The sequence below is a fragment of the Rhodococcus sp. IEGM 1305 genome (assembly GCF_030058635.1).
Taxonomy (GTDB): domain Bacteria; phylum Actinomycetota; class Actinomycetes; order Mycobacteriales; family Mycobacteriaceae; genus Rhodococcus_F; species Rhodococcus_F opacus_D.
Genome location: NZ_JASHKX010000003.1, coordinates 142,639 through 162,266, shown reverse-complemented (window position 1 = coordinate 162,266; position 19,628 = coordinate 142,639). Strand labels below are relative to the sequence as shown.

The window sequence follows — 19,628 nt, the reverse complement described above, 5'->3', positions numbered from 1 at the left end:
GTTCTCATCGTGCACCGCCGCATTGCGGAGCGGAAATGCCTCTTCGGCCGGATCTATGCTTGGGAGTTATGTCCATCGAACTGCGGCATCTGCGGGCGGCCGTTGCGATCGCCGAGGCAGGCTCGTTCACCGCGGCGGCGAACGCACTCCACATCACCCAGCCGGCGCTCACCCGGACGGTGCAGCAACTCGAGACCTCGCTCGGCGTGCGATTGTTCGACCGGACCTCGCGGGCACTTGCCCTCACCGAGGACGGTGCCGGGTTCGTCGAGAAGGTGCGCGTCATCCTCGGCGATCTCGATTCCGCGGTTGCGCTGTACACCAACCGATCCCTCGTCCTCGGCTTCAGTTGGCTCCTGCCCGATCCGTGGGCGCAGCAGGTGATCGACGACGTCGAGAAGAATTCCCGCGCCACCGTCGTTCCGCGTCGCTACGACGACCCCATCGCCGCACTGAACAACGCCACCGTGGACGCCGCCGTCGTCCGCCGGGATGTTCCCGGCGACGAGTTCGTGCAGCATCCGCTGTTCGAGGAGCAGCGGATTGCGGCGGTCTCGACGGCGTCGCCGCTCGCGACCCGAGAATCGATCGACTGGGCCGAGTTCGGAACGCTTCCCCTGGTCATCAATACCCTCAGCGGCACCACATCCGAAGATCTGTGGCCGAACCACGACGGCCCGGTGGTGACGTGCTCGAACTTCGACGACTGGCTCGAGTTGATCGCCGCCGATCGGGGTGTCGGCACGGTTCCCGAAGTTGCCCGCAGGCGGGTAACCCATCGGAACGTCCAGTTCATCCCGCTGGTCGGTGCGCCGCCCGCGGTCGTGAGGTTCGTGTACCGCCGCAACCGGGTGACACCGCTGCTGCGGGCACTGCGGGACGCCGCGATCCGGCACTCTCCGCCACCCGGCAGTGCCGCCGTCGGTCAACACGACTGACCGTCGCCGGTGAGCAGGCGAAGCCGGGCGACTCCCCGCTCCAGTTCTGCATTGCGGGATCGCAGGACATCGAGCTCCTTTCGTAAACCATTGCGGGCCACGCGAGCGACTCCTGCATCCGCGTACGTAGACGAGCATGGCGAGTTCACGTTCGAGGTCTGCTGCGGTTCGATCGCCCACTGTCTCATCCTGCCCGAGTGGGCGGGAATCAGAGCGCGCCGCACGACAGACGCGAGAGGCACCGTCAGTCCGGCTTCCGTCGCTCGTCAAGGAAATCGGCATCGCCGGGTCGTTGTTCACGTTCGTCGTCGGCGTGGCGGCGCTTGTGTGTGGACGAAGGTGCCGAAACCCGGGGCCGTTCCCTCGAGGTGCTCGAAGACGGCGTCACGACCGGCGAGATCTGCATCGGGATGCGCTGAGAGTGCCTTCGCCAACACCAACGAGTTGTGCGGGCTGAGGCTGTGGGGTGGTGGCCGCCCCGCCGGCCGCATCCCGTTCCGGGCCAACAGTTTCACGCGCACGCCTGACGCTTTCGTGGAGACAGTCGCGCCCCCGCAGACTCCGCCCCTCCAGGCAGCGCGCGCCCGGAACTCTGGCTCGCCCCGGCGTGGAGGTGATCGCACTGCAGGCCGCCAAGCCACTTCGGCGTGTTGTTTTGATCTGCTTATTGGTGTCCGAATGTATGTGTTTAGGCCCGTATATGTTGACATGAGAGCCACGTCACAGCTATAACTGTCCGCAGGCTCATCGATACAGCGACGGAGGATCAGGCAGGGCCGCCTCGATCGGTCGCCGCCTCGGCTACGACAGCGAACCGCTAGGAAAGGCGCGTGACATGAAGTTCGTAGCCACAACCTCGTGCCCTACGGGCATCGCACACACATACCTGGCGGCGGAATCGCTGGAGCAGGGTGCCGCCCGCAGCGGTCACGACATCCGTCGAGACGCAGGGCGCTTCTGGCTCCGAGCCACTCGACCCCGCGCGTGGGTGCCCAACCCATCGCACTGTGCGCGGAAATCCTTCTTTTCCACGATATTTCAACCGCAAGAGGAAGTAGACATCTCGTGAAACCCATAGTTGTTCGCAGTGCCATAGTCGCCGCGACCGGCGGGCTGCTCTTCGGATTCGACACCGCCGTCATCTCCGGTGCGGAGGAACAGATCCAGCAGGTGTTCGCGCTCAGCGATGCCAAGCTGGGCTTCACCGTCACCACCGCACTCATCGGGACGATCCTCGGCGCTCTGGTCGCCGGCCGGCCGGCAGACCGGTACGGCCGCAAGAAGGCGCTCTACGTGATCGGCGTCCTCTTCGTTCTTGGCGCCCTCGGGTCTGCCCTGGCCCCGAACGTCGAAATTCTGATGCTGTTCCGGTTCATCGGTGGCATCGGCGTGGGTGGTGCCAGCGTCTGTGCACCGATCTACACCGCCGAGATCGCCCCCGCGGCCAACCGAGGACGCCTGGTCGGGTTGGTGCAATTCAACATCGTGCTCGGCATCCTCATCGCCTATGCATCCAACGCCGTCATCCGCGCGGCGGTCCCCGGCGACAATGCTTGGCGCTGGATGCTCGGCGTCATGATCGTTCCGGCACTGGTATTCGTCCTCATGCTGCCGACCGTTCCCGAAACGCCACGCTGGCTGGCCGCCAACGGTCGATGGGACGACGCGACCGCAACGAGCAAGCGCCTGTGCGCCACCCAAGCCGACGTCGACTTCCAGATGAGTGAGATCCGGGAGTCGCTGGCGGCCACCGCGAACATGACGAAGGTGCCGTTCTTCACGCGCGGGCACCGCAAGGTGATCCTGCTCGCCGTCGCGATCGCCGTCTTCAACCAGTTGTCGGGCATCAACGCGGTCCTGTACTACGCGCCACGGGTCATGCAGGAGGCCGGCGCCAGCACGAACGCCGCGTTCCTGATGAGCGTCGGGGTGGGCGCGATGAACTTGGTCGCCACCATGGTCGGGCTGAGCCTGATCGACCGGCTCGGCCGGCGCAAGCTGATGATCGTCGGCTCGATCGGCTACCTGATGTCCCTGGGATTCCTTGCCGCCGTGATGTTCTACTACGAAAATGCGCGCGGTGGCGAGTTCACCTCTACGTCGTCGATACTGGTGCTGATCGGGCTGATGGGATTCATCGCCGCCCACGCCGTCGGCCAGGGCTCGGTGATCTGGGTATTCCTCTCGGAGATCTTCCCGAATCGGATCCGTGGTCAGGGGCAGTCGCTGGGCAGCCTGACCCACTGGGTGTTCGCCGCGATCACCTCGTTCGCCTTCCCGCCGATCATCGGTGCCCTCGGTGCCGGCGCCGCGTTCAGCATCTTCTTCCTCGCCATGGTCGGTCAGCTGATCTGGGTGCTGAAGGCGATGCCCGAGACCAAGGGTGTGCCGCTCGAGGAGATGCAGGCCAAGCTCGGCGTCGCACTCGACCACGGCCCGGACCAGCCGACCGCGGTACGGGCGCACTGATGACCAGCCGCGTACTCAGCCTCGGCGAAGCACTGATCGACGTCGTCACCAGGCCCGGGTCCACTCAGGAACACGTCGGCGGCAGCCTGCTCAACGTCGCGGTCGGACTCGGCGCACTCGGCCACCCGGCCAGCATCTGCTCCCACTGGGGCAAAGACCCCCGGGGAAATCTGCTCAGACAGTGGGCAGAGTCCGCCGGCGTGCAGATCACGCCCGGAACCGACTCCGCACACAAGACGTCGGTCGCGTTCGCCCGGATCGACGCGGACGGACACGCAAACTATGAGTTCGACCTGAACTGGGCGGTCCCGCAACTACCGGACCTGGAACCGTTCGGGCATCTGCACACCGGCAGCATCGCCGCCACCGTCGAACCAGGCGGCTCGACGGTGGTCGTCGCCGCCGAACGGATGCGGCTCCTCGGTACCGTGTCATACGACCCGAACATCCGTCCCGCACTGATGCATTCGCCCGACACCGTCGTCGACCGCGTCGAGCACCTGGTCTCACTGTCCGACGTGGTAAAGACCAGCGACGAGGACCTCGACTGGCTCTACCCGGGCGTGCCGGTCGAGAACATCATGCGGCGGTGGGTGAAGACAGGACCAGCAATGGTGGTCGTCACCCGCGGATCCTGTGGCGCCTACGCGCGACTGGCTCACCACCGGGACATGCTCCACATCGACCAGACACCGGTCACCGTGGGCGACACCGTCGGTGCCGGGGACTCCTTCATGGCCGGACTACTCTCCGGACTACTCGACGCGGGCCTGCTCGGCTCACCCCAAGCACGGGATCGACTCGCGGCTGTGGACTGGCCCGATGTCCAACCCGCACTGCTCCGCGCGATACACACGAGTGCGTTGACGGTCAGCCGATCCGGCGCGTACGCGCCCTCCCGGGCGGAAGTGCACGCCCTTCATACGCTCGACCCGGCCCTCACCTGAACGATTGTCGCGGGCACCGAGGACACCATGCGTGGCCACCGGCGTTGATGCACAACCCTATTCACGAGAGGAATCACCCGACGTGCAACGGCTGTTTATCCGGCACAGCCACACCCCCGCCACCATCCGCGGCGAACTCGGCACCCACGTTCCCGGCCTGGGGCCGCAGTCAAGGCGAAGCTCGGCGTCGACCCCGAAGCTGACCTTGCAGGTCGAATCTGAGGTGATCGCCCACACCCGCAACGCGTGCGAGCGCGGCGCCGTCGCACGGGCGCAGTGGCAACTCGCATTCGACTCATGGGCAGCGGCCAACCCGCAACGCAAGGCCCTCTACGACCGGGTCACCGCCCGAGAACTGCGAACGATATCGCCCATGGCCTCTGCGGTTCAGGCAAGAACTTCGATTGCGAGTGCGGTGCAGATTCTGTCTTCGACGGCGAGTTGGATACTGAGCGAGGACTTCGCGACTTCGAGCGCGAACTCCGTGCGCCGAGGTGAAGGTACACGATGCCCGACACCCACAGGGCATAGGCTTTGTTCCACCGCTCCTGGTTGAGTGTCGGCGAGTCGAACCAGGTCAGCGCAACCCGTCGATCCGCCGCCTCGTACGGGTTTGAGCGTCGCGCCACGTGAGGTGCCGGGCGAGTTCGCCGCCCGGAACCTGACGCCGCGAGCTACCTAGACGGTCGAGCGTGCGGTGCCGACGAACTCGCCGATCCACGGAACCACCGCGTCGCGCACCTGAATCGGTCGTGCGAGCAACCCGTTCGACAGCAGCAGGTCGGCGGCGCGTTGCTGTTCATCCAGGAATTCGTCGGTGACCGGGTTGATGCCGAACGGCCGTCCGCGCAGCGCCGCCTCCCACGCGTCGAGACTTGCTGTGCCACCTCGCCGCTCCACGTCGTCGACGAAGTACTGCGCGGCAGCGCGGGGATTCCGCTCGATCCGTTCGTCCGATTCCTGCAGCGCCTCGATGATCGCGCGCAGTTGTTCCGGGTTGTTCTCCGCGAAATCTCGGCGCGTGAACCACAGCGATGGATGGCTGAACAGTCCCTCGGTCTCGACGAGAGTGCGCAGCTCGGTATCCGCTTCGATCTCCGTCAGTCCCGGGTAGGCGCCGACCCAGGCATCGATGGCGCCGCCGACGAGTTCGGCTCCGCCTTCGCGCACGTCCGTGTCGACGGGCACGATGTCGGACCAGGTCAGTCCCACCCGGTCGAGCGCGAACAGCAGCAGCGTGGTCTGCCAGGACCCATGGGCGATCCCGACCCGTTTCCCCCGCAGATCGGCTGCGGACTCGATGCCCGAGTCCGCCTTCACGACGAGTCGGCCGTTCTCGACGCGGGGACCGGAGATGCCGATGTAGACGACGTCACGACCGTGGGCCAGGCCGGTGATCGGCGGGGTGAAACCGGTGCCGATCACGTCGTATCCGCCGTCGTCGAACAGCCAGTCCGAATGCAGGGTCGGAAGGGCATTGACGGGATCGACGGACGGCTTCGACGGGAGTTCACGAAGGTCGACCCATTCGATGTCCGGTAGCCGGCGTTCGAGTATTCCGGTGTGCCGGAGCACGAAGAGCGAATTGTTGTGCGGGAAGTATCCGACGCGCACTGTCATGATCTCTACCTGTTCTGTTTTGGTTGCCTATGGGGACGGGGGACGATGGTGTTAGATGAGACCGCGGCGGCGTGCCTCGTCGGCCAGACCCGAGCGCCCCCACTGCACCGCGAGATTCGACGGATCGAATTCGACGGATCCGCCGAGCGACTCCGCGATCGCCTGGAACTGGGCGCCTTCCTCGAGCAGTACGACGAACTTCGCGAGGTCCAGCAGTCCGCTCCGGCCGATCACGTTGACCCCGCCGTTCGCTTCGAAGATGGCAACCAGATCCGGGTCGTGTTGCAGGCGTTCGAGAATGAACTCGCCCGCCGACCGGGACCGGTCGATATGGGGGTGTATCTCGCGGGAGAGCGTCAGGCGCTGCGAGGCCGCGTACCGGATCGGCAGAGTGCGGTGGGTCTGCGCCCACCCGCCCAGCCACGGGGTGTGAATGTGCACGACGCTGGTGATCTCGGGGTGCTGCCGGAAGACGGCGGCGTAACCGGTGACGAATCCCGCAGAGCCGTTGCCCGAGAGCACCTCACCGTCGAACGTCGCGACCACTGGTGACACACCCGGATCGTCTGCCCACGGGCCGGGGTCGTTGAGCGCGACCGCGATCTCGGTGCCCGGCACGCGTTCGACGAAGTTGACCGTGCCGTTGGCCGACACGGTGCCGGTGCTCCGGAAGACGGTGAACGCCTTGTCGGCGTCGCGGCGCGCGGCGTCGACGAACGTGGCGATCTGCGGGTCCAGTCGGTTCTCGGTGGTAGTCACAGCGTGTCCTGTCCGGAGGTGATGGGTGATGTGCGTTGCAGCAGGGGAAGTACTTCTTCGCCGACGCGGTACGCCTCCTCGAGGTGGGGATTGCCGGCGAGGACGAAGGCGTCCACGCCGAGTGCGCGTAGTTCGTCGAGACGTTCGGCGACCTGCTCGTAATTGCCGACCAGGCCGAATGCGGGGCCGCCTCGGATCAGGCTGAAGCCGCACCAGACATTGGGCTGAACTTCGAGGTCCCGGTAGCCGGTGATGTGTTCGGGTACCCAGCCCTTGATGCGGGCCGCCCCGACGGAATCGCCCTGCGCCGCCCGGTTTGCGGCATCCTTGTCGACGAAGGCCCAGCCCTTCTCGATCTCCGCCCAGGCCGCTTCTTCGGTGTGGCGGGCGACGATGTCGATCCGCACAGCGAACTTGGGGGTGCGCCCGATTTTCGCGGACTGCTCTCGTACGCCGTCGAATTTTTTCCGCAGGTCTGCGTACGGCTCGAGCCAGGACAGGTAGTAGTCCGAGTGCGTGCCCGCGGCGGCGACGGCTGCCGCGGACGAGCCGGAGAAGTACACCTCGGGGAACGGTTGTCCGGCCAGACCGGGAGCCAGGGCCGCACCGGCGGTGCGGAAGAACCGGCCGTCGAAGTCGAATGGCTCTCCGTCCCAGACCCCTCGGAGGACGTCGAGGAACTCGGACGTGCGGGCGTAGCGGTCGTCGTGATCGACTTTGTCTCCCCACCACAGCTGAGGGGCACCGCCGCCGCCGCTGATGATGTTGTAGACCAGCCGGCCTCCGGTGGCGCGTTGCAGGCTCGCGGACATCCTGGCCGCCTGCACCGGGTGCAGGAACCCGGGCTGGAAGGCGACCATGAATCGGTACGTGGTGGTCTCGGCGGCCAGCGCGGCCGCGGTTGCCCAGGGGTCTTCCGTCATCGGGAAGGACGGCAGCAGACCGCCCAGGAAGCCGGCCGACTCGGACGCCTTCGCCACCGCGGCCATGTGATCGATGTACCCGTAGCCGTCGAGTTCCCCGCCCCGGATCGCCGGAGCGATATTGCCGGGTCGGTGGCCACCCGCGTCGCCGCGGTTGTAGCGCCGCGGCGTGCGCAACGAAGCGTGATCACCTTCCATCCCGATGCGCCAGTAGAAGTCGATGCTCATGAGTGCGCCTCCTGTGTGGCGAGGGTGCGTCCGGCGGGATCGACCAGGTGCAGAAGGTGCTCACCCGCGCGGTGGAGTTCCTCGATGTGCGGGCGTCCGAGAAGGACGAAGCCGTCGGCGCCGCGCTCGCGCAGCGACGACAGTTGCCGTGCGACGTCCTCGTAGCTGCCGACGAGTCCGATGCTCTGCGGGTGGCCGAGGCGGTCGAAGCCCGCCCACCGGGACTCGCCCCGGTCGAGCGCGCGGGGATCGTCGATGCCTGGGCCGGGGTGGACTTCCCGCCACAGGCGCTCGACGCGTGCCCACGCCTCGCCGGATGTCTCCCGCGCAATGACCGGTACCCGCAGCAGCGTCCGCACCGATCGCCCGTGCTCACGTGCCAGGGCCGCCAGGGTCCGCGCGGGACCCTCGAAGCCGGATTCGGTCAGCGCGAACTGATGCACGTCACCGTGGCGGGCCGACAACGCGAGGGCGTCCTCGGAGTCCCCGGTGAGATGAACGACGGGGAACGGCAGTCCGGACAGGATCCCCCGGAAGCCGCCGTCGATCACGTCGTAGTAGTCGCCTGCGAACTCGTACCCGGTGCCTCCGAACCCACCAGGAAGGATCTCCTCGTCGTTCCACACCCCGCGGGCGACCGTGAGGAATTCGGCGGCGCGGGCGTAGCGGTCGCGGCCGGTGACCCGATCGCCGCGCGAGCGCGCGTCTGCGGGATCCGTCTCCACCGCGAGGCGCCACTCCAGCCGTCCACCCGAGAGCCGTTGCAGAGTGGCCGACATCTTCGACGCGTAGACCGGGGTTCCGAAGGCGGGGTGGAATTCCACGGCGACCAGTGCGTGACGTGTCTGCCGGAGTGCGGCCGCGGCCACGATCCAGGATTCCTCGCCCGAGGGGTCGTATCCCGCGACCACACCGTCGACGCCCGACAGTTCCGCGGCGTGGATCACCTGGGCGAGTTCGTCGAAGGGGCCGAATCTGCCGGGACGCAGATCGGTGGCGACGCTGTGCGCGGTCCCGACCCCGAAACCACCGCGGGTGCCGAGTTCGGTGGCGACCCTGCGTCCGTCACCGCGAGTCGGAAGTTCCCAGTAGAAGTCGGTCACTGCGCTGCCGCCGTCTCGGCGTGGAGTTGCGCGCGCGCCTGCCGGAGCGGTTCGTGCGCAACCCACGAGGCGAGGTCGAAATCGTGGGCGAGGAAGCCGTGGGCGTAGAGGAACTGCTTCTGCACACCCAGCAGATCCACCCGCTCATCGGACAGGCTCAAGTGAAGGCCGGTGTGAAAGTTCTCGCCGTATGCGGCGACGACGCCTTCGGGTCCGGACTGGGTTTCGGTCTGGAACACCGCACGGACCTGTTCGACATTCGCGGCCGCCCAGTCGGCGGCGCGCAGACTCTCGGCGAGAAACCCGATCACGATGTCCGGCCGCTGCTGAAGAAGGTCTTCGTGCACGGTGACCGGTCGCGGGGTTCCATTGTTGACCCGGTCGCGAAGGGCGTCGGTGGAATCGAGGTCCACCGCCACCGCCAGTCCATGCTGTCGTGCCACCTCCTGCGCCCGGGCGCCCTTGACGTAGATCGCGTCGACGTCACCGGCCAGCAACGGCTCGACGCCCCAGGTGGTGTTGCGGTCGGGATTGGCGGTGCGTACCTGCGGGGCCGGCGTCGTCGGGACCTCGACGAGGCGCACGTCGGCGAACGTGAGACCGCCGAGTCGCAGAGCGGAGGCAAGACCGTGCAGCGCCATGGCGCGCGGGAAGCTGCGTGCACGATCGGCGGCCCAGGCGGGGATCCCGATGCGGAGTCCTCGCAGCCCGGTGGCGTCGCGGACCTCCGAATCGCCGCGCACCAGGATGGCCTGGGCCTCGTCGATCCAGGTGAGACCTATCAGCCGGGTCGGGGATCCTTCCGCCCGCGCGGCGAGAGCGGGGACGTTGCCGCCTTCACGGATCAGGCCCGGCAGCTGGTGATCGAAATGCCGCGCTGCCAGTTCGGGGCCCGCGTCCTGCAGCACACCGAATTGCACTCCGGCCGTCTCCGCGGTGCGCCCCAGCCACCCGAGGTTGTTCGCGAGGCCGCTCGCGGTGGGCACCGGGCAGCGGGTGTACCAGAGCGTGTCGATGGCACTGCCAGTTGTCACCGTCATGAAATGTCCTGTCTGGTAGAGGAATGGCGACCTACGCCCAGCTGGGCGAGGAAGGTCGCTCGGTAGCGCAGCGCCTCGGGGTCGTTGCGGTCCCGCGGGCGCGGGAGGTCGATGTCGACATCCACCGCGAAGCCGCCGTTGTCGAGGATCAGGACGCGGTCGGCCAGCCGGACGGCTTCGTCCACGTCGTGGGTGACGAGCAGAACGGCGGGGCGGTGGCGGGCGACGAGGTCGCCGACGAGATCTTGCATCTGCAGCCGCGTGAGGGCGTCCAGCGCCGCGAACGGCTCGTCCAGCAGCAGCAGTTCCGGTTCACGAACGAGCGCACGGGCGAGCGCGACCCGCTGCGCTTCGCCACCGGAGAGGGTGGCGGGCCACGCACGTTCCTTGTCCGCGAGGTTCACCTCGGCCAGCGCGCGCCGCGCGTTGTCGCGGGTCAGCTGTGCACGCTTCTGCCCCACCGACACATTCGCCAGAACACGCTTGGACGGGATCAGCCTCGGCTCCTGGTACACGACCGTGCGTTGTCTCGGGACCAGGACGTCGCCGCCGTCCGGCGGTTCGAGTCCCGAGAGCAGTCGCAGCAGGGTCGTCTTTCCGGTGCCGCTCGGGCCGAGCAGGACGACGAACTCGCCGCGAGTGATCTCGAGGTCGATTCCGGAGAGTACGGTCTTGTCGCCGAACGACTTCCGCACCGCGGACAGCGACACCGCGAGGGGCGACCCGGTTCGTCGTTCCGCCGCGGTCGTCGCGGTGCGTTCGCGAGGCGCCAACGGTGGCAACGGTGCTTCTGCGGCGCTCATCGGGTCACCGACAGCTGCCGCCACGGCATCGCGAACTTCTCGATCACGCGAACCACCGCGTCGAAGACCAGGCCGAGGATCGCGTACATGACGATGCACAGGACCATGTAGTCGGTGCGGTTGTACTCCTGCGCGAGCGTCACGAGGTAACCGATCCCTTCCCGGGTACCCACCTGCTCTGCCGCGATCAGGCCGGTGATGCTCAGCGACAGGCAGATTCGCAGACCCATCAACACCCCCGGTAGTGCGGTCGGCAGGATCGCGCCGAAGACCAGTCGCCAGCCGATGAGCCCGAACCCGCGGGCGGCCTCGACCATCTTGCGGTCGACTCCCCGCACTCCGAGGTAGGTGTACGCGTACATCGGGGCGAGGGTGGCGACCGTGATGAGGACAACCTTGAACGTTTCGTCGATACCGAACCAGGCGATGAACAGCGGAACGAGCGCCAGGAAGGGTACGGCGCGGTTGATCTGCATCGTCGAGTCGATCAACTCCTCCCCGAGTGCGGAGAGGCCGGACAACACACCGAGGACGAGCCCGATCAGGACACCGCATCCCACGCCCAGTGCGGCCCGCTGCAGCGAAGCGAGGCCGAAGTCGAGCAACTGACCCGACTGATACAGCTCCACGAACGCCTGCCACACCGCGGGCGGCCCGGCGAGGATCTCCGGGCTCAACAGCCCCGACGACGACCCGACCGACCAGGCGGCGACGAGCAAGGCAGGTACGAGGAACCGCAGGGGAATCGAGATCCATCGAGGCCGCTCACGGGTTCGGCGATAGCGGGGCGTCTCCAGCTTCGGAGCCGCGGGCGCGTCGCTGCGCACCGAACTCGACAGGGTCACCACCGCAGTCACTTGCCCTCGGCCGAGGTGGTGTCGAGCGCCGCCGGGAGATCGAAGATCACGTCACTGCCCTTCAGCGGCTGTTGAATCACACCGTTCTCGGCGAACAGCGCCGAGATGGACTCCAGGTCGAGGGCATCGGCTGCGGTCGGGTACCGAAAGTTCGTGATCTGGCCACCGAGCGCAATCGCGTCGTCGAGTCGCTGACCCGACAGTGCCCTGGGGCCGGTCTTCTCGAAGACGTTCTCGAATGCGGCCGGATCCTGCTGCTGCTTTTCCGTGAGCTGCTGCGTCACTTCGAGGAACTTCTCGACCACGTCAGGATGCTCCTCGAGGACCTTCGTTCGGCCGGCGATGATGGTGCTGTCCACCGAACCGATGCTCGCTTCGGTGGCGATCTCGACCGCGCCCTTCGCCTTCGCCTCCTGGTACGGGATCAAAAATGACGCCCAGGCGTCGACCTGACCGGTGGAGAACGCCGAGGCGGCATCCGCCTGCTGCAGCGGCACACGCTCGACGGAGTCCACAGGAATTCCGGCCTGGGTCAAGGCCTTCAGGGTGATGTACTCACCCTTACCGGCCGGGTTGACCGCGATCCGCTTGCCGGGCAGATCCGCCACCGACGTGATCCCGGACTCCGGTCTGGCGATGATGCCTGCCTGATCCTTGTTGTAGGGGTCGGACGTGGCGAAGATGCGGACACCGACATCCTTGGAGAGGGCACCGACCACAGGACTGTAGGCGCCGGTCTGGATGTCGAGTTCACCGGTGTTGAATAGTTTGAGGTTGGAACTGAATCCCGGTGTGGTCTTTACCCATTCGATCTTGGCACCCAGCGGAGCCAACGCCTCGTCATAGGTTCCGTCACGCTTACCGACGGCGATCGCACCGGAGTTGCCCGGATCGAAAACCTTCAGCGTGAATTCGGCGCCGGAACTGGCGCCTCCCGAGGAATCGGAGGATCCACACGCCACCGCCAACCCGGCAAGCGGGATCAGGGCGAGCGCTGCGGCGGCTCGTGGCAATCGGCGAATGCGGGACATGTGGGTAGCTCCTTCAACGGATGAATCGTCAGCTGTGACGACCGTTGACGCTATGTTCTCCGCGTCCGAATTCCTCCGGTTTGTTTTCTGCAGATCGGAAACCTTGACAACGTACAGAAACGCAGTTCGCCGAGTTTTCCCCGAAAATCCCGGTTGGACCGGACCTTCATTTTCCAGTTGATGGAAAGTAGGGTCTCCAACATCCGGGCGTGAGAGCGCCCCCACATTCGGCCGACGGCCTCCACAGGAAGGATTGCTCGTGACCGACTCACGTGCCACGGGAGTGCAGACGGTGACACGGGCACTGACGATGCTCACCTGCTTCGACGGAGGCGAGGAGCTGGGCGTATCGGAAATCGCCAAGCGTCAGGACCTGGCGGTGAGCACAACCCACCGCCTACTCCAATCGTTGGTCGATGCCGGCTTCCTCGACAAGGACAAGACGTCCAACCGCTACCGGCTCGGCAGCGCGCTGGCCGCCTACGGGCAGATCTCGTACCGCCAGCACCGCATCTACCTCTCCGAGCCCTATCTCGAGCAGCTGGCCGCGACGACGGGTGCGTCCGCGTCGCTCGCCATGCGACACGGCCACGACGTCGTCCTCCTCGGGTTCAGCCGCTGGAGAGAGTCAGACGGACACGTACTGCAAGGGGTGCGGCTACCGCTGCACGCCAGCGCACTCGGCAAGGTCTTCCTCGCGTGGTCCGACACCGACGACGAAGACATCGCATCACTGCCCCGAGCGGCGACCACCCCACGCGCCATCACCGACGTGGCCGGCATCCGGGAAGAACTCGTCCGCACCCGCGAACGCGGATACGGTTTCAACGACGAGGAGTTGACTCCCGACTTCCGCACGATCGGACTGCCGATCCGCGACTCCGACGGAGTCGTTCGCTTCGCACTCGGCCTGCGCGGGCCCACCGAACTCATGATCGACGCGCGCATTCCATTCTTCGTCGACCTCGCCCGCGTCACCGCCGACGAGATCGCCGCAGTCCTGCTCTGAGGCGACCGAGCTTAGTGGTGTTCGGACACGAGGCCACCCCGGCGCCCCATGGGTGACCGCCGACACTGCATCTAGGCACGTCGATAGATCCGAGAGCCTCGGATGTATCCGGACTCCTCGCAACACAGTGACCCCGCGTCCCGAAATCACTTAGGTCGGCACGCATCTGCGGCGGCGCCGTCTGCCGCCGATTATCTCTCCGGTGTCTGCCGGGTGTGCGCACTTCCGGATCCGGATCCGGATCGGAGCGGGGGGCTCGGATCGATTGTCAAGTCTTCGGTGTCGATGAAGATCAGTCGCCCGTCGTAAGCGGGACCGCCCACCTGTGCACCGGCGCCCACTGAACTCGGCCATCTCTTCCCGATCACGCGCCGATGGGATCGCGCTCTTCCTCCATGTCGGTAGTTCCTTCGATGAGGTCTATGCCCTTTCAGCGAGTGCGCTGCGTAGCCCTTCCGCCTCATCGAGCCCTCGAAGGGACCACACGCCCGGTAGGTCCGCACCTGGTACCGGCAACGGGCGATTGTGTGCGCCCGTCGCGAGAACGAGGTAGTCGTAACTGGCGCTTGAACCGTCTGAGAGTACGACCTGCTGCTCCGAGGTCCGGAGGTCGCTGACCTGGCTTCCCAGGCGCATGGTGATCGCTCGCTCGCTCGCGGTCTGCGCCGGAAGCAGGCCGAGGGTGTCGCGGCCGACCGAGCCTTTGAGAAACTCCTTGGACAGTGGCGGCCGATCGTACGGTTCTTCCATGTCTTCGCTGATGAGGGTGATATCGCCGGCATACCCGCGGTGCCGCAGCTCGAGAGCGGTCTGGACTGCCGCTACGCCGGGACCGACGATCACGGTTCGTGTCATCAGATCTGGCTCTCCGGGAGGTGCACAACCAGACCATCGAGGTCCTGCTTAGCCAAGACCTGGCACGACAGGCGGCTTTCCTCCCTCACCGGTGCGGACGCCTCCTCGAGCATCTCCTCCTCGACTTCGTCACGCTCACTCAGTCGGCCGGTCCATTCGGGAGCGACATACACGTGACAAGTGGCGCACATCAGGTTCCCGCCACACTCCCCCACGATCCCGTCGACGCCATTGAGTACCGCGGCCTTCATGACGCTGGTCCCGTCCTGGACGTCAAGCGTGGTTGTTGTGCCGCCGTCAGCCCCGACGTAAGTAACTTTGGGCATCTGTCTCACTCTTTCTGTCGCGTTCAAGGGCACCAGGGATCTCCAGCGTGTCCGTAGTTGCCGAACGCTAGGCTTTTGCGGATCGGAGCTGAAGTGCCGGTCGCGTCGATACCGAGGAACCACTTGCTGCGGGATGCAAACCTCGACGTCAAAGTTCAGTGGTTCCTCGATCTGGGGGCTAGTGGTCCACTGCATGCCGGACCGCGTTCGTTATCAAAGGATCGACGAAGCGACGCCGCAAAGCGGGTCAAACCTCAGCAAGAGCATGGTCGTCCCGAATTCACCAGAGGGTCCGAACACACTGGCCGCGACACGCGTCAGAGCGAAGCGGCGTCGCGACGCGTTCAGCAAGGACAATCACTATACTTTCGATCGCCAAGGACATACTCGACACCCAATGTGGTCATGGAACTCACGTGAGTTGGTACGGGCAGGACATCGCGCGCAGCATCAGGGACAAATAGTTGTGAGGAATTCATCCCATCTGCGACTACCCGGTGGGCAGCGCGGAGGTTCGGCTCCTGACCCTATGTCGGATTCAACGGGAAATACCGGTAGCGATGCCCGTGACTGAATTCGTCCCTCCTGACCGACGCTCACTGTCGATGAGGGAGACACGTCGAGATCGCCGAGGTGGACAGCTGATGCAGAAGTGTTGTCCACGTAGGACATAGGACGACGTGCCGGGGTGCTCATACGATGACGTCAGGATCAGCGCTCATAATGTCGCTGCGAAACTCCGTCCCCATCGCCGCGTGCCATTGATACCCCGGAGGAGGATCATGCCTGCCACAATTCCTCGCGAAGTGGACGCCGCCGGTTACTCCGGCTCCGCGCCGCAAGGCCGACCACACTGCTCGCGACTTCCCCGCGCGTCGATAATTATGGGAACCTTGTCAATCGCGTCGTTCTGGATGTCCGGAGTCGGGTTTGTCTTAGGGTTGAGTGCGGTTGCCTGTGGCACCCTCGCCACATCACGGTCCGATATAGCCGAGGACGAAGCGGCGTCGCTGTGGGCCCTACTGGGAGTCGTCGCCGGGATCGGAGGCATCATTGCCTCCACGATCTCGCTCGCCCCCTTGCTGGTGGATCTATGAACCACGCACGCGGACCAGCGGACCCGCCCGCGTCGCGCACGAGCAGGTAGATGCAACTACTGGGCGCCCACTTCGGAACGGACTCCGCCGAACTCAAGGTTGCTCTCACCCAACCCAGGGATGTCTCTGAATCGATCAGAATATCGGCCCACCTGGTCTTCGAGGTGGATAAAGGTCTCGCAGCTAGTTTTTGCGGTTCCTGGGGTTTGAGTGGCGATCGAACCCGCACGGACACCGTCGCCACTCCACCTCTCGCGACATACGCCTGATTCTGCTGCGGGACGTTCCCGCCCCTCCTCCAGCACGCGACCGGGCGGCTTCCGTCGCTATTTCCGTTGTGACCCGACTGAGCTCGCGGCACCGGACACCTACTGTCCACCGGTACCGCGCGGCCCGCACGAGTGGATCTGGTCGATCCGCCAATCGTTGTGGATGCTTGCCGGTGTTGAGTGATTCCGGGCGTTGCCATCGCCTGTCATAACACCCAACTTCCATTCCGACTCTATTTGCGAGGCGAAAGTGACCACTGCGTATTCCCCTGAAAAGATGTACCTCCCACCGCTTGGTCCGTTCATTGACCCCCAGAAGGTGGTCGTGATCGGTGCCGCGACCGGCATGGGTTCCGCAACGGTTCGGAAGTTGCTTGAGAGCGGTCGCAGGGTTGCCGGCGTCGATATCAACAAGGTGGTCCTCGATTCACCTGCGGAGTTCAACACAGTGGGTGACGTCACGGACGCCGTGGACATCAAACGCGCGATCGACGAGGCCGCCGAGGCGCTCGACGGTATTGAGGCGATCGTCTGCTGCGTTGGTATCAATGGTCTCGGGACGATCGATGAAACCGAGCCGGAGGGGTGGAACCGACAGTTTGCCGTCAACGCGTTCGGCCCCTACGCATCGGCTCGCGCGGCGCTTCCCCATCTTCGGAAGTCCGGTGGCGGTGCGATCGTGGTCCTTACCTCGCAGGTCGGCATCGTCGCACAGAAGGGGAACGCCGCCTATTGTGCGGCCAAAGCCGCCGCGATCCACCTGGTCCGCTGTATGGCCGCTGACTTCGCGGCAGAGAACATCCGCGTGAATAGCGTCGCGCCGGGGATCACCGGGCCCACCGGGATGTTTAACAGCTGGCTTTCGCTGTTTCCAGACGAGGAATCGCGCGATGCCGAGGCACAGCGCCAGATTGAAACCAGTATGCAGAAGCGGATCGTCCATCCGGACGAGATCGCGTCGGCCGCCGTCTTCGCCGTCTCGAATGCCGCTCCCGGTATCATCGGCCAGACCTTCGTCGTGGATGGCGGCTACAGCCTCGTCTAACCCATAAGTCCCGCGCCTGCCGTCGAGTTCGGCAGCAGGTGCGGGCTCGTCGTCCCAGGGCCACTGGTGGGAACGAGCGACCTGGTGCATGGCAGTCGTACGAGGACGTGGCGTTGGCGCCACCGGCATGGAGCTTTCTTAGGAGACTATTTCTGGACGGCAGCGTGCGACCCGGCAATAAACCGAAGAGGACTCGGCGATAGTCGTTTGTCGACCTCGACGACGATTAGTCCGCGAGGATCGCAGCCGACGCCGGGAACGAGTTCGGAACGCCTACTCCGGCCGCGATCGGGGTTGTCGGCGACGCTAAGCGCCTTCGACCGACGCGATCGGGGCGTCTCATCGACGAAGCAGCGGCGCCGCGACAACGTCACGGGCGCTCGATGGCGCTGTTATCGATCTTCGGACGAAGGTGGCTCGAGAAAGCTATCGGGGCCACCCTCTGACAATCCACACCTGTTGGGAGACTTCGTCAACTTCCCTTCCTGAAAGTTGGGGTGTAGATCCTGTCTGCTCAACTCGGCGATCTGTAGTTGCTGCAACACTTTCCGTCCGTACGCTCGGAGGAGCGGTGCCCGGGCGGCGACGCTGCTATGCCGTTACACACCTCATACTTCTGATTACGCACTTTGCTGAGCCCGGTGGGCTTACCCCCAAACAGAGACTTACGGGGCCGCCACGAGGGGGTCACGCCGTTCGCCTCGGCTAAGCCTGCTCCCAAGTGGAGTGGCAAGAGGGCTCTTGTTGCGCGCTCGCTGCGATGACTAACCACCGCGCATCGGCTCGCGCGATGGCAATACTCGTGAGGATTTGTTTGATCGATGCGGTGCGGCTGACGCATGCAATCGCAGAATGGATGACAAGCAAGAGCATTTCGAAGACCTTCAAGGTCGCGAGTTCCCGATTCGATACGTCGACTACTCCCAGTCACGATGAAGCCTGGAACAACAGTTCTAAGGTCGGGTGAAACCCATTCTGGGCAACTCGGTCTCGACGCTGGGTAGCTGCGGATGTTCGTTTCGAGCATCTTCCAGGGACCTGATGTGCTGCCCGGACCCGAAACGCCTCGTGAACAGTGCGGCTAGCGGTTGGGATGTAACTGATCGGTCGAGTGAACTTGCAGGCGATGAGGTCACCGACCAGGACGGTGACGCCATCGCCGGCCAAAAGGCTGTTCATCCAACCAAGGCGACTAGTCGATCGCCCCGGACTGCGCCGAATTACTACCCACGCTGATCCAGGACTGTCCAGGAGACACTTCCTTTGTTGGTTCCGTTCAGGCTGGGTTGCGGCCGATGAAGAACTCTCGAAACGGATCCATGCTCGGCTCCAGTCCGGCGTCGATCAAACCCTTGCGCAGCGCGGCCATCTGGTGGTCATGGATACGCTGAGTAGGTTGCCGCAGGGGCCCGCCATTGTAGCCCTGCAACCAGCCCTGGAACTTCCACGCCTGGCGGTTGAGAAAAGATCCTCCGTGCATTCCGTTGAACAGTCCCGCCTTGATCTTGCGGGCCGGATGCAACTGCCAGTAAATTTCGGTGGCGTCATCGTATTTGCCGTCGCGCAGCAGCTGCATCACACGCGGAATCACGGGGCCGAAGTATTCGTGATCACTGGTAGCCGAGAGCTGAATGGGGATCACTTGCGAGAGCGGGATCAACTCGCCTTCGATGGGGATCGAGATGACGACCTCCTCACCGAAGAGACGATGGCATTCGATCGCGCTCTGGATGCTCGGGAAGCCGCCTTCGGCTTTTACCACCGCGACATTGGGGATCTCGTCGATCATGCGTCGTATGAGACGGGTAGGGATATCGGAGGGGTGAATGCGGCCGCTGAATCCCCAGATCACCATCGGGAACAGAATGATACCCAGGTTCGTCGCGTCCGCGACGGCCTTGGTGTAGTCGAAAATCTCCTGTTCGGTCTCCGGGTAGAAATTCGGCGGGTAGGACAGCAGGACTAGATCGGCACCGGCATCCTCTGCGCCCCGGACGGCTTCGATGTTCTGATCCAGGTCGTTCCAGCTCGCGTGGTGGACGATGTAGAAGTCAGCGCCGGCCTCGTCCTTGGATATCCGCAGGAAGTCCAGGTATTCCGGCAGTGTGATGCTGATTTCCGAGATACCGAGGCTGCCGATGAATCCGTGTTCTTTGGCGAGGCGGATGTCGTGGCGAATTGCTTTTTCGTTGATGTGGCGCAGGTCGTTCGTGAATGAGGGAATGGTGCAGTTGACGGCGCCGACGAGCTTCTCGCGGGCCCATTCGCGGGCTTCGGAGCGTGTGTAAACAGCCATGACAGGCGTTCCT

17 protein-coding genes are annotated in these 19,628 nt (G+C 65.0%); 6 read left to right on the top strand and 11 right to left on the bottom strand.

Going from position 1 to position 19,628, the window contains the following annotated elements:
- Positions 1-68 precede the first annotated feature (68 nt).
- From QM693_RS07355 to QM693_RS07340, 4 genes are all read left to right on the top strand, one after another.
- Positions 69-938, top strand: a complete 870-nt coding sequence (locus tag QM693_RS07355; RefSeq protein WP_283335045.1) for a LysR family transcriptional regulator — start codon at positions 69-71, stop codon at positions 936-938.
- Positions 939-1,773: 835 nt separating this feature from the next.
- Positions 1,774-2,007, top strand: coding sequence for a hypothetical protein (locus QM693_RS37595; protein ID WP_349307435.1), 234 nt, complete (start codon positions 1,774-1,776; stop codon positions 2,005-2,007).
- Positions 2,004-3,407: a sugar porter family MFS transporter gene (locus tag QM693_RS07345; protein WP_247251708.1), complete on the top strand. Its 1,404-nt coding sequence runs from the start codon at positions 2,004-2,006 to the stop codon at positions 3,405-3,407. The genes QM693_RS37595 and QM693_RS07345 overlap by 4 nt, the downstream gene beginning before the upstream one ends.
- Positions 3,407-4,354 carry a carbohydrate kinase family protein gene (locus QM693_RS07340; RefSeq protein ID WP_283335046.1) on the top strand — a complete coding sequence of 316 codons (948 nt, stop codon included), beginning with the start codon at positions 3,407-3,409 and terminating at the stop codon, positions 4,352-4,354. The genes QM693_RS07345 and QM693_RS07340 overlap by 1 nt, the downstream gene beginning before the upstream one ends.
- A gap of 678 nt (positions 4,355-5,032) precedes the next feature.
- Here QM693_RS07340 and QM693_RS07335 read toward each other — a convergent pair.
- From QM693_RS07335 to QM693_RS07300, 8 genes are read right to left on the bottom strand one after another with little or no spacing between them, the layout of a single operon-like run.
- Positions 5,033-5,974 carry an ABC transporter substrate-binding protein gene (locus QM693_RS07335; protein WP_283335047.1) on the bottom strand — a complete coding sequence of 314 codons (942 nt, stop codon included), beginning with the start codon at positions 5,972-5,974 and terminating at the stop codon, positions 5,033-5,035.
- Positions 5,975-6,025: 51 nt separating this feature from the next.
- On the bottom strand, positions 6,026-6,733 hold the full coding sequence (locus QM693_RS07330; RefSeq protein WP_283335048.1) for a class II aldolase/adducin family protein: 708 nt from the start codon (positions 6,731-6,733) through the stop codon (positions 6,026-6,028).
- Positions 6,730-7,884 (bottom strand): LLM class flavin-dependent oxidoreductase, encoded by a 1,155-nt coding sequence (locus QM693_RS07325; protein ID WP_283335049.1) that lies wholly within the window; start codon positions 7,882-7,884, stop codon positions 6,730-6,732. Before QM693_RS07325 ends, QM693_RS07330 begins: the two co-directional genes overlap by 4 nt.
- Positions 7,881-8,987, bottom strand: a complete 1,107-nt coding sequence (locus QM693_RS07320; protein WP_283351863.1) for an LLM class flavin-dependent oxidoreductase — start codon at positions 8,985-8,987, stop codon at positions 7,881-7,883. The genes QM693_RS07325 and QM693_RS07320 overlap by 4 nt, the downstream gene beginning before the upstream one ends.
- On the bottom strand, positions 8,984-10,027 hold the full coding sequence (locus QM693_RS07315; protein ID WP_283335051.1) for an ABC transporter substrate-binding protein: 1,044 nt from the start codon (positions 10,025-10,027) through the stop codon (positions 8,984-8,986). The genes QM693_RS07320 and QM693_RS07315 overlap by 4 nt, the downstream gene beginning before the upstream one ends.
- A complete protein-coding gene (locus tag QM693_RS07310) occupies positions 10,024-10,830 on the bottom strand; it encodes an ABC transporter ATP-binding protein (RefSeq protein WP_280780094.1) in 807 nt (268 codons plus the stop codon). Before QM693_RS07310 ends, QM693_RS07315 begins: the two co-directional genes overlap by 4 nt.
- Positions 10,827-11,687 carry an ABC transporter permease gene (locus QM693_RS07305; protein WP_411194594.1) on the bottom strand — a complete coding sequence of 287 codons (861 nt, stop codon included), beginning with the start codon at positions 11,685-11,687 and terminating at the stop codon, positions 10,827-10,829. The genes QM693_RS07310 and QM693_RS07305 overlap by 4 nt, the downstream gene beginning before the upstream one ends.
- Positions 11,684-12,718 (bottom strand): NrtA/SsuA/CpmA family ABC transporter substrate-binding protein, encoded by a 1,035-nt coding sequence (locus QM693_RS07300; RefSeq protein ID WP_280780093.1) that lies wholly within the window; start codon positions 12,716-12,718, stop codon positions 11,684-11,686. The genes QM693_RS07305 and QM693_RS07300 overlap by 4 nt, the downstream gene beginning before the upstream one ends.
- 259 nt (positions 12,719-12,977) lie before the next feature.
- Between QM693_RS07300 and QM693_RS07295 the strand changes: the two genes are divergently transcribed.
- Entirely contained in the window at positions 12,978-13,727 is a 750-nt protein-coding gene (locus QM693_RS07295; RefSeq protein ID WP_283335053.1) for an IclR family transcriptional regulator, read from the top strand.
- A 420-nt stretch (positions 13,728-14,147) separates the two neighbouring features.
- On the opposite strand, the gene QM693_RS07290 is transcribed toward QM693_RS07295, so the two are convergent.
- Together QM693_RS07290 and QM693_RS07285 are read right to left on the bottom strand one after the other, a co-directional pair.
- Entirely contained in the window at positions 14,148-14,582 is a 435-nt protein-coding gene (locus tag QM693_RS07290) for an FAD-dependent oxidoreductase (protein ID WP_283351862.1), read from the bottom strand.
- On the bottom strand, positions 14,582-14,908 hold the full coding sequence (locus QM693_RS07285) for a 2Fe-2S iron-sulfur cluster-binding protein (RefSeq protein WP_283335055.1): 327 nt from the start codon (positions 14,906-14,908) through the stop codon (positions 14,582-14,584). Before QM693_RS07285 ends, QM693_RS07290 begins: the two co-directional genes overlap by 1 nt.
- A 1,616-nt stretch (positions 14,909-16,524) precedes the next feature.
- On the opposite strand from QM693_RS07285, the gene QM693_RS07280 reads away from it, so the two are divergent.
- Positions 16,525-17,319, top strand: coding sequence for an SDR family NAD(P)-dependent oxidoreductase (locus tag QM693_RS07280; RefSeq protein ID WP_283351861.1), 795 nt, complete (start codon positions 16,525-16,527; stop codon positions 17,317-17,319).
- Positions 17,320-18,595: 1,276 nt separating this feature from the next.
- Here the strand turns inward: QM693_RS07280 and QM693_RS07275 are convergent.
- A complete protein-coding gene (locus tag QM693_RS07275; protein ID WP_283351860.1) occupies positions 18,596-19,615 on the bottom strand; it encodes a dihydrodipicolinate synthase family protein in 1,020 nt (339 codons plus the stop codon).
- Positions 19,616-19,628 lie beyond the last annotated feature (13 nt).

What these genes read in the sequence shown, in the direction of transcription:
- QM693_RS07355 (WP_283335045.1), top strand. Translation starts at nt 69, where the DNA reads ATGTCCATCGAACTGCGGCATCTGCGGGCGGCCGTTGCGATCGCCGAG.
- QM693_RS37595 (WP_349307435.1), top strand. Translation starts at nt 1,774, where the DNA reads ATGAAGTTCGTAGCCACAACCTCGTGCCCTACGGGCATCGCACACACA.
- QM693_RS07340 (WP_283335046.1), top strand. Translation starts at nt 3,407, where the DNA reads ATGACCAGCCGCGTACTCAGCCTCGGCGAAGCACTGATCGACGTCGTC.
- QM693_RS07335 (WP_283335047.1), bottom strand. Translation starts at nt 5,974, where the DNA reads ATGACAGTGCGCGTCGGATACTTCCCGCACAACAATTCGCTCTTCGTG.
- QM693_RS07325 (WP_283335049.1), bottom strand. Translation starts at nt 7,884, where the DNA reads ATGAGCATCGACTTCTACTGGCGCATCGGGATGGAAGGTGATCACGCT.
- QM693_RS07315 (WP_283335051.1), bottom strand. Translation starts at nt 10,027, where the DNA reads ATGACGGTGACAACTGGCAGTGCCATCGACACGCTCTGGTACACCCGC.
- QM693_RS07310 (WP_280780094.1), bottom strand. Translation starts at nt 10,830, where the DNA reads ATGAGCGCCGCAGAAGCACCGTTGCCACCGTTGGCGCCTCGCGAACGC.
- QM693_RS07300 (WP_280780093.1), bottom strand. Translation starts at nt 12,718, where the DNA reads ATGTCCCGCATTCGCCGATTGCCACGAGCCGCCGCAGCGCTCGCCCTG.
- QM693_RS07290 (WP_283351862.1), bottom strand. Translation starts at nt 14,582, where the DNA reads ATGACACGAACCGTGATCGTCGGTCCCGGCGTAGCGGCAGTCCAGACC.
- QM693_RS07285 (WP_283335055.1), bottom strand. Translation starts at nt 14,908, where the DNA reads ATGCCCAAAGTTACTTACGTCGGGGCTGACGGCGGCACAACAACCACG.
- QM693_RS07275 (WP_283351860.1), bottom strand. Translation starts at nt 19,615, where the DNA reads ATGGCTGTTTACACACGCTCCGAAGCCCGCGAATGGGCCCGCGAGAAG.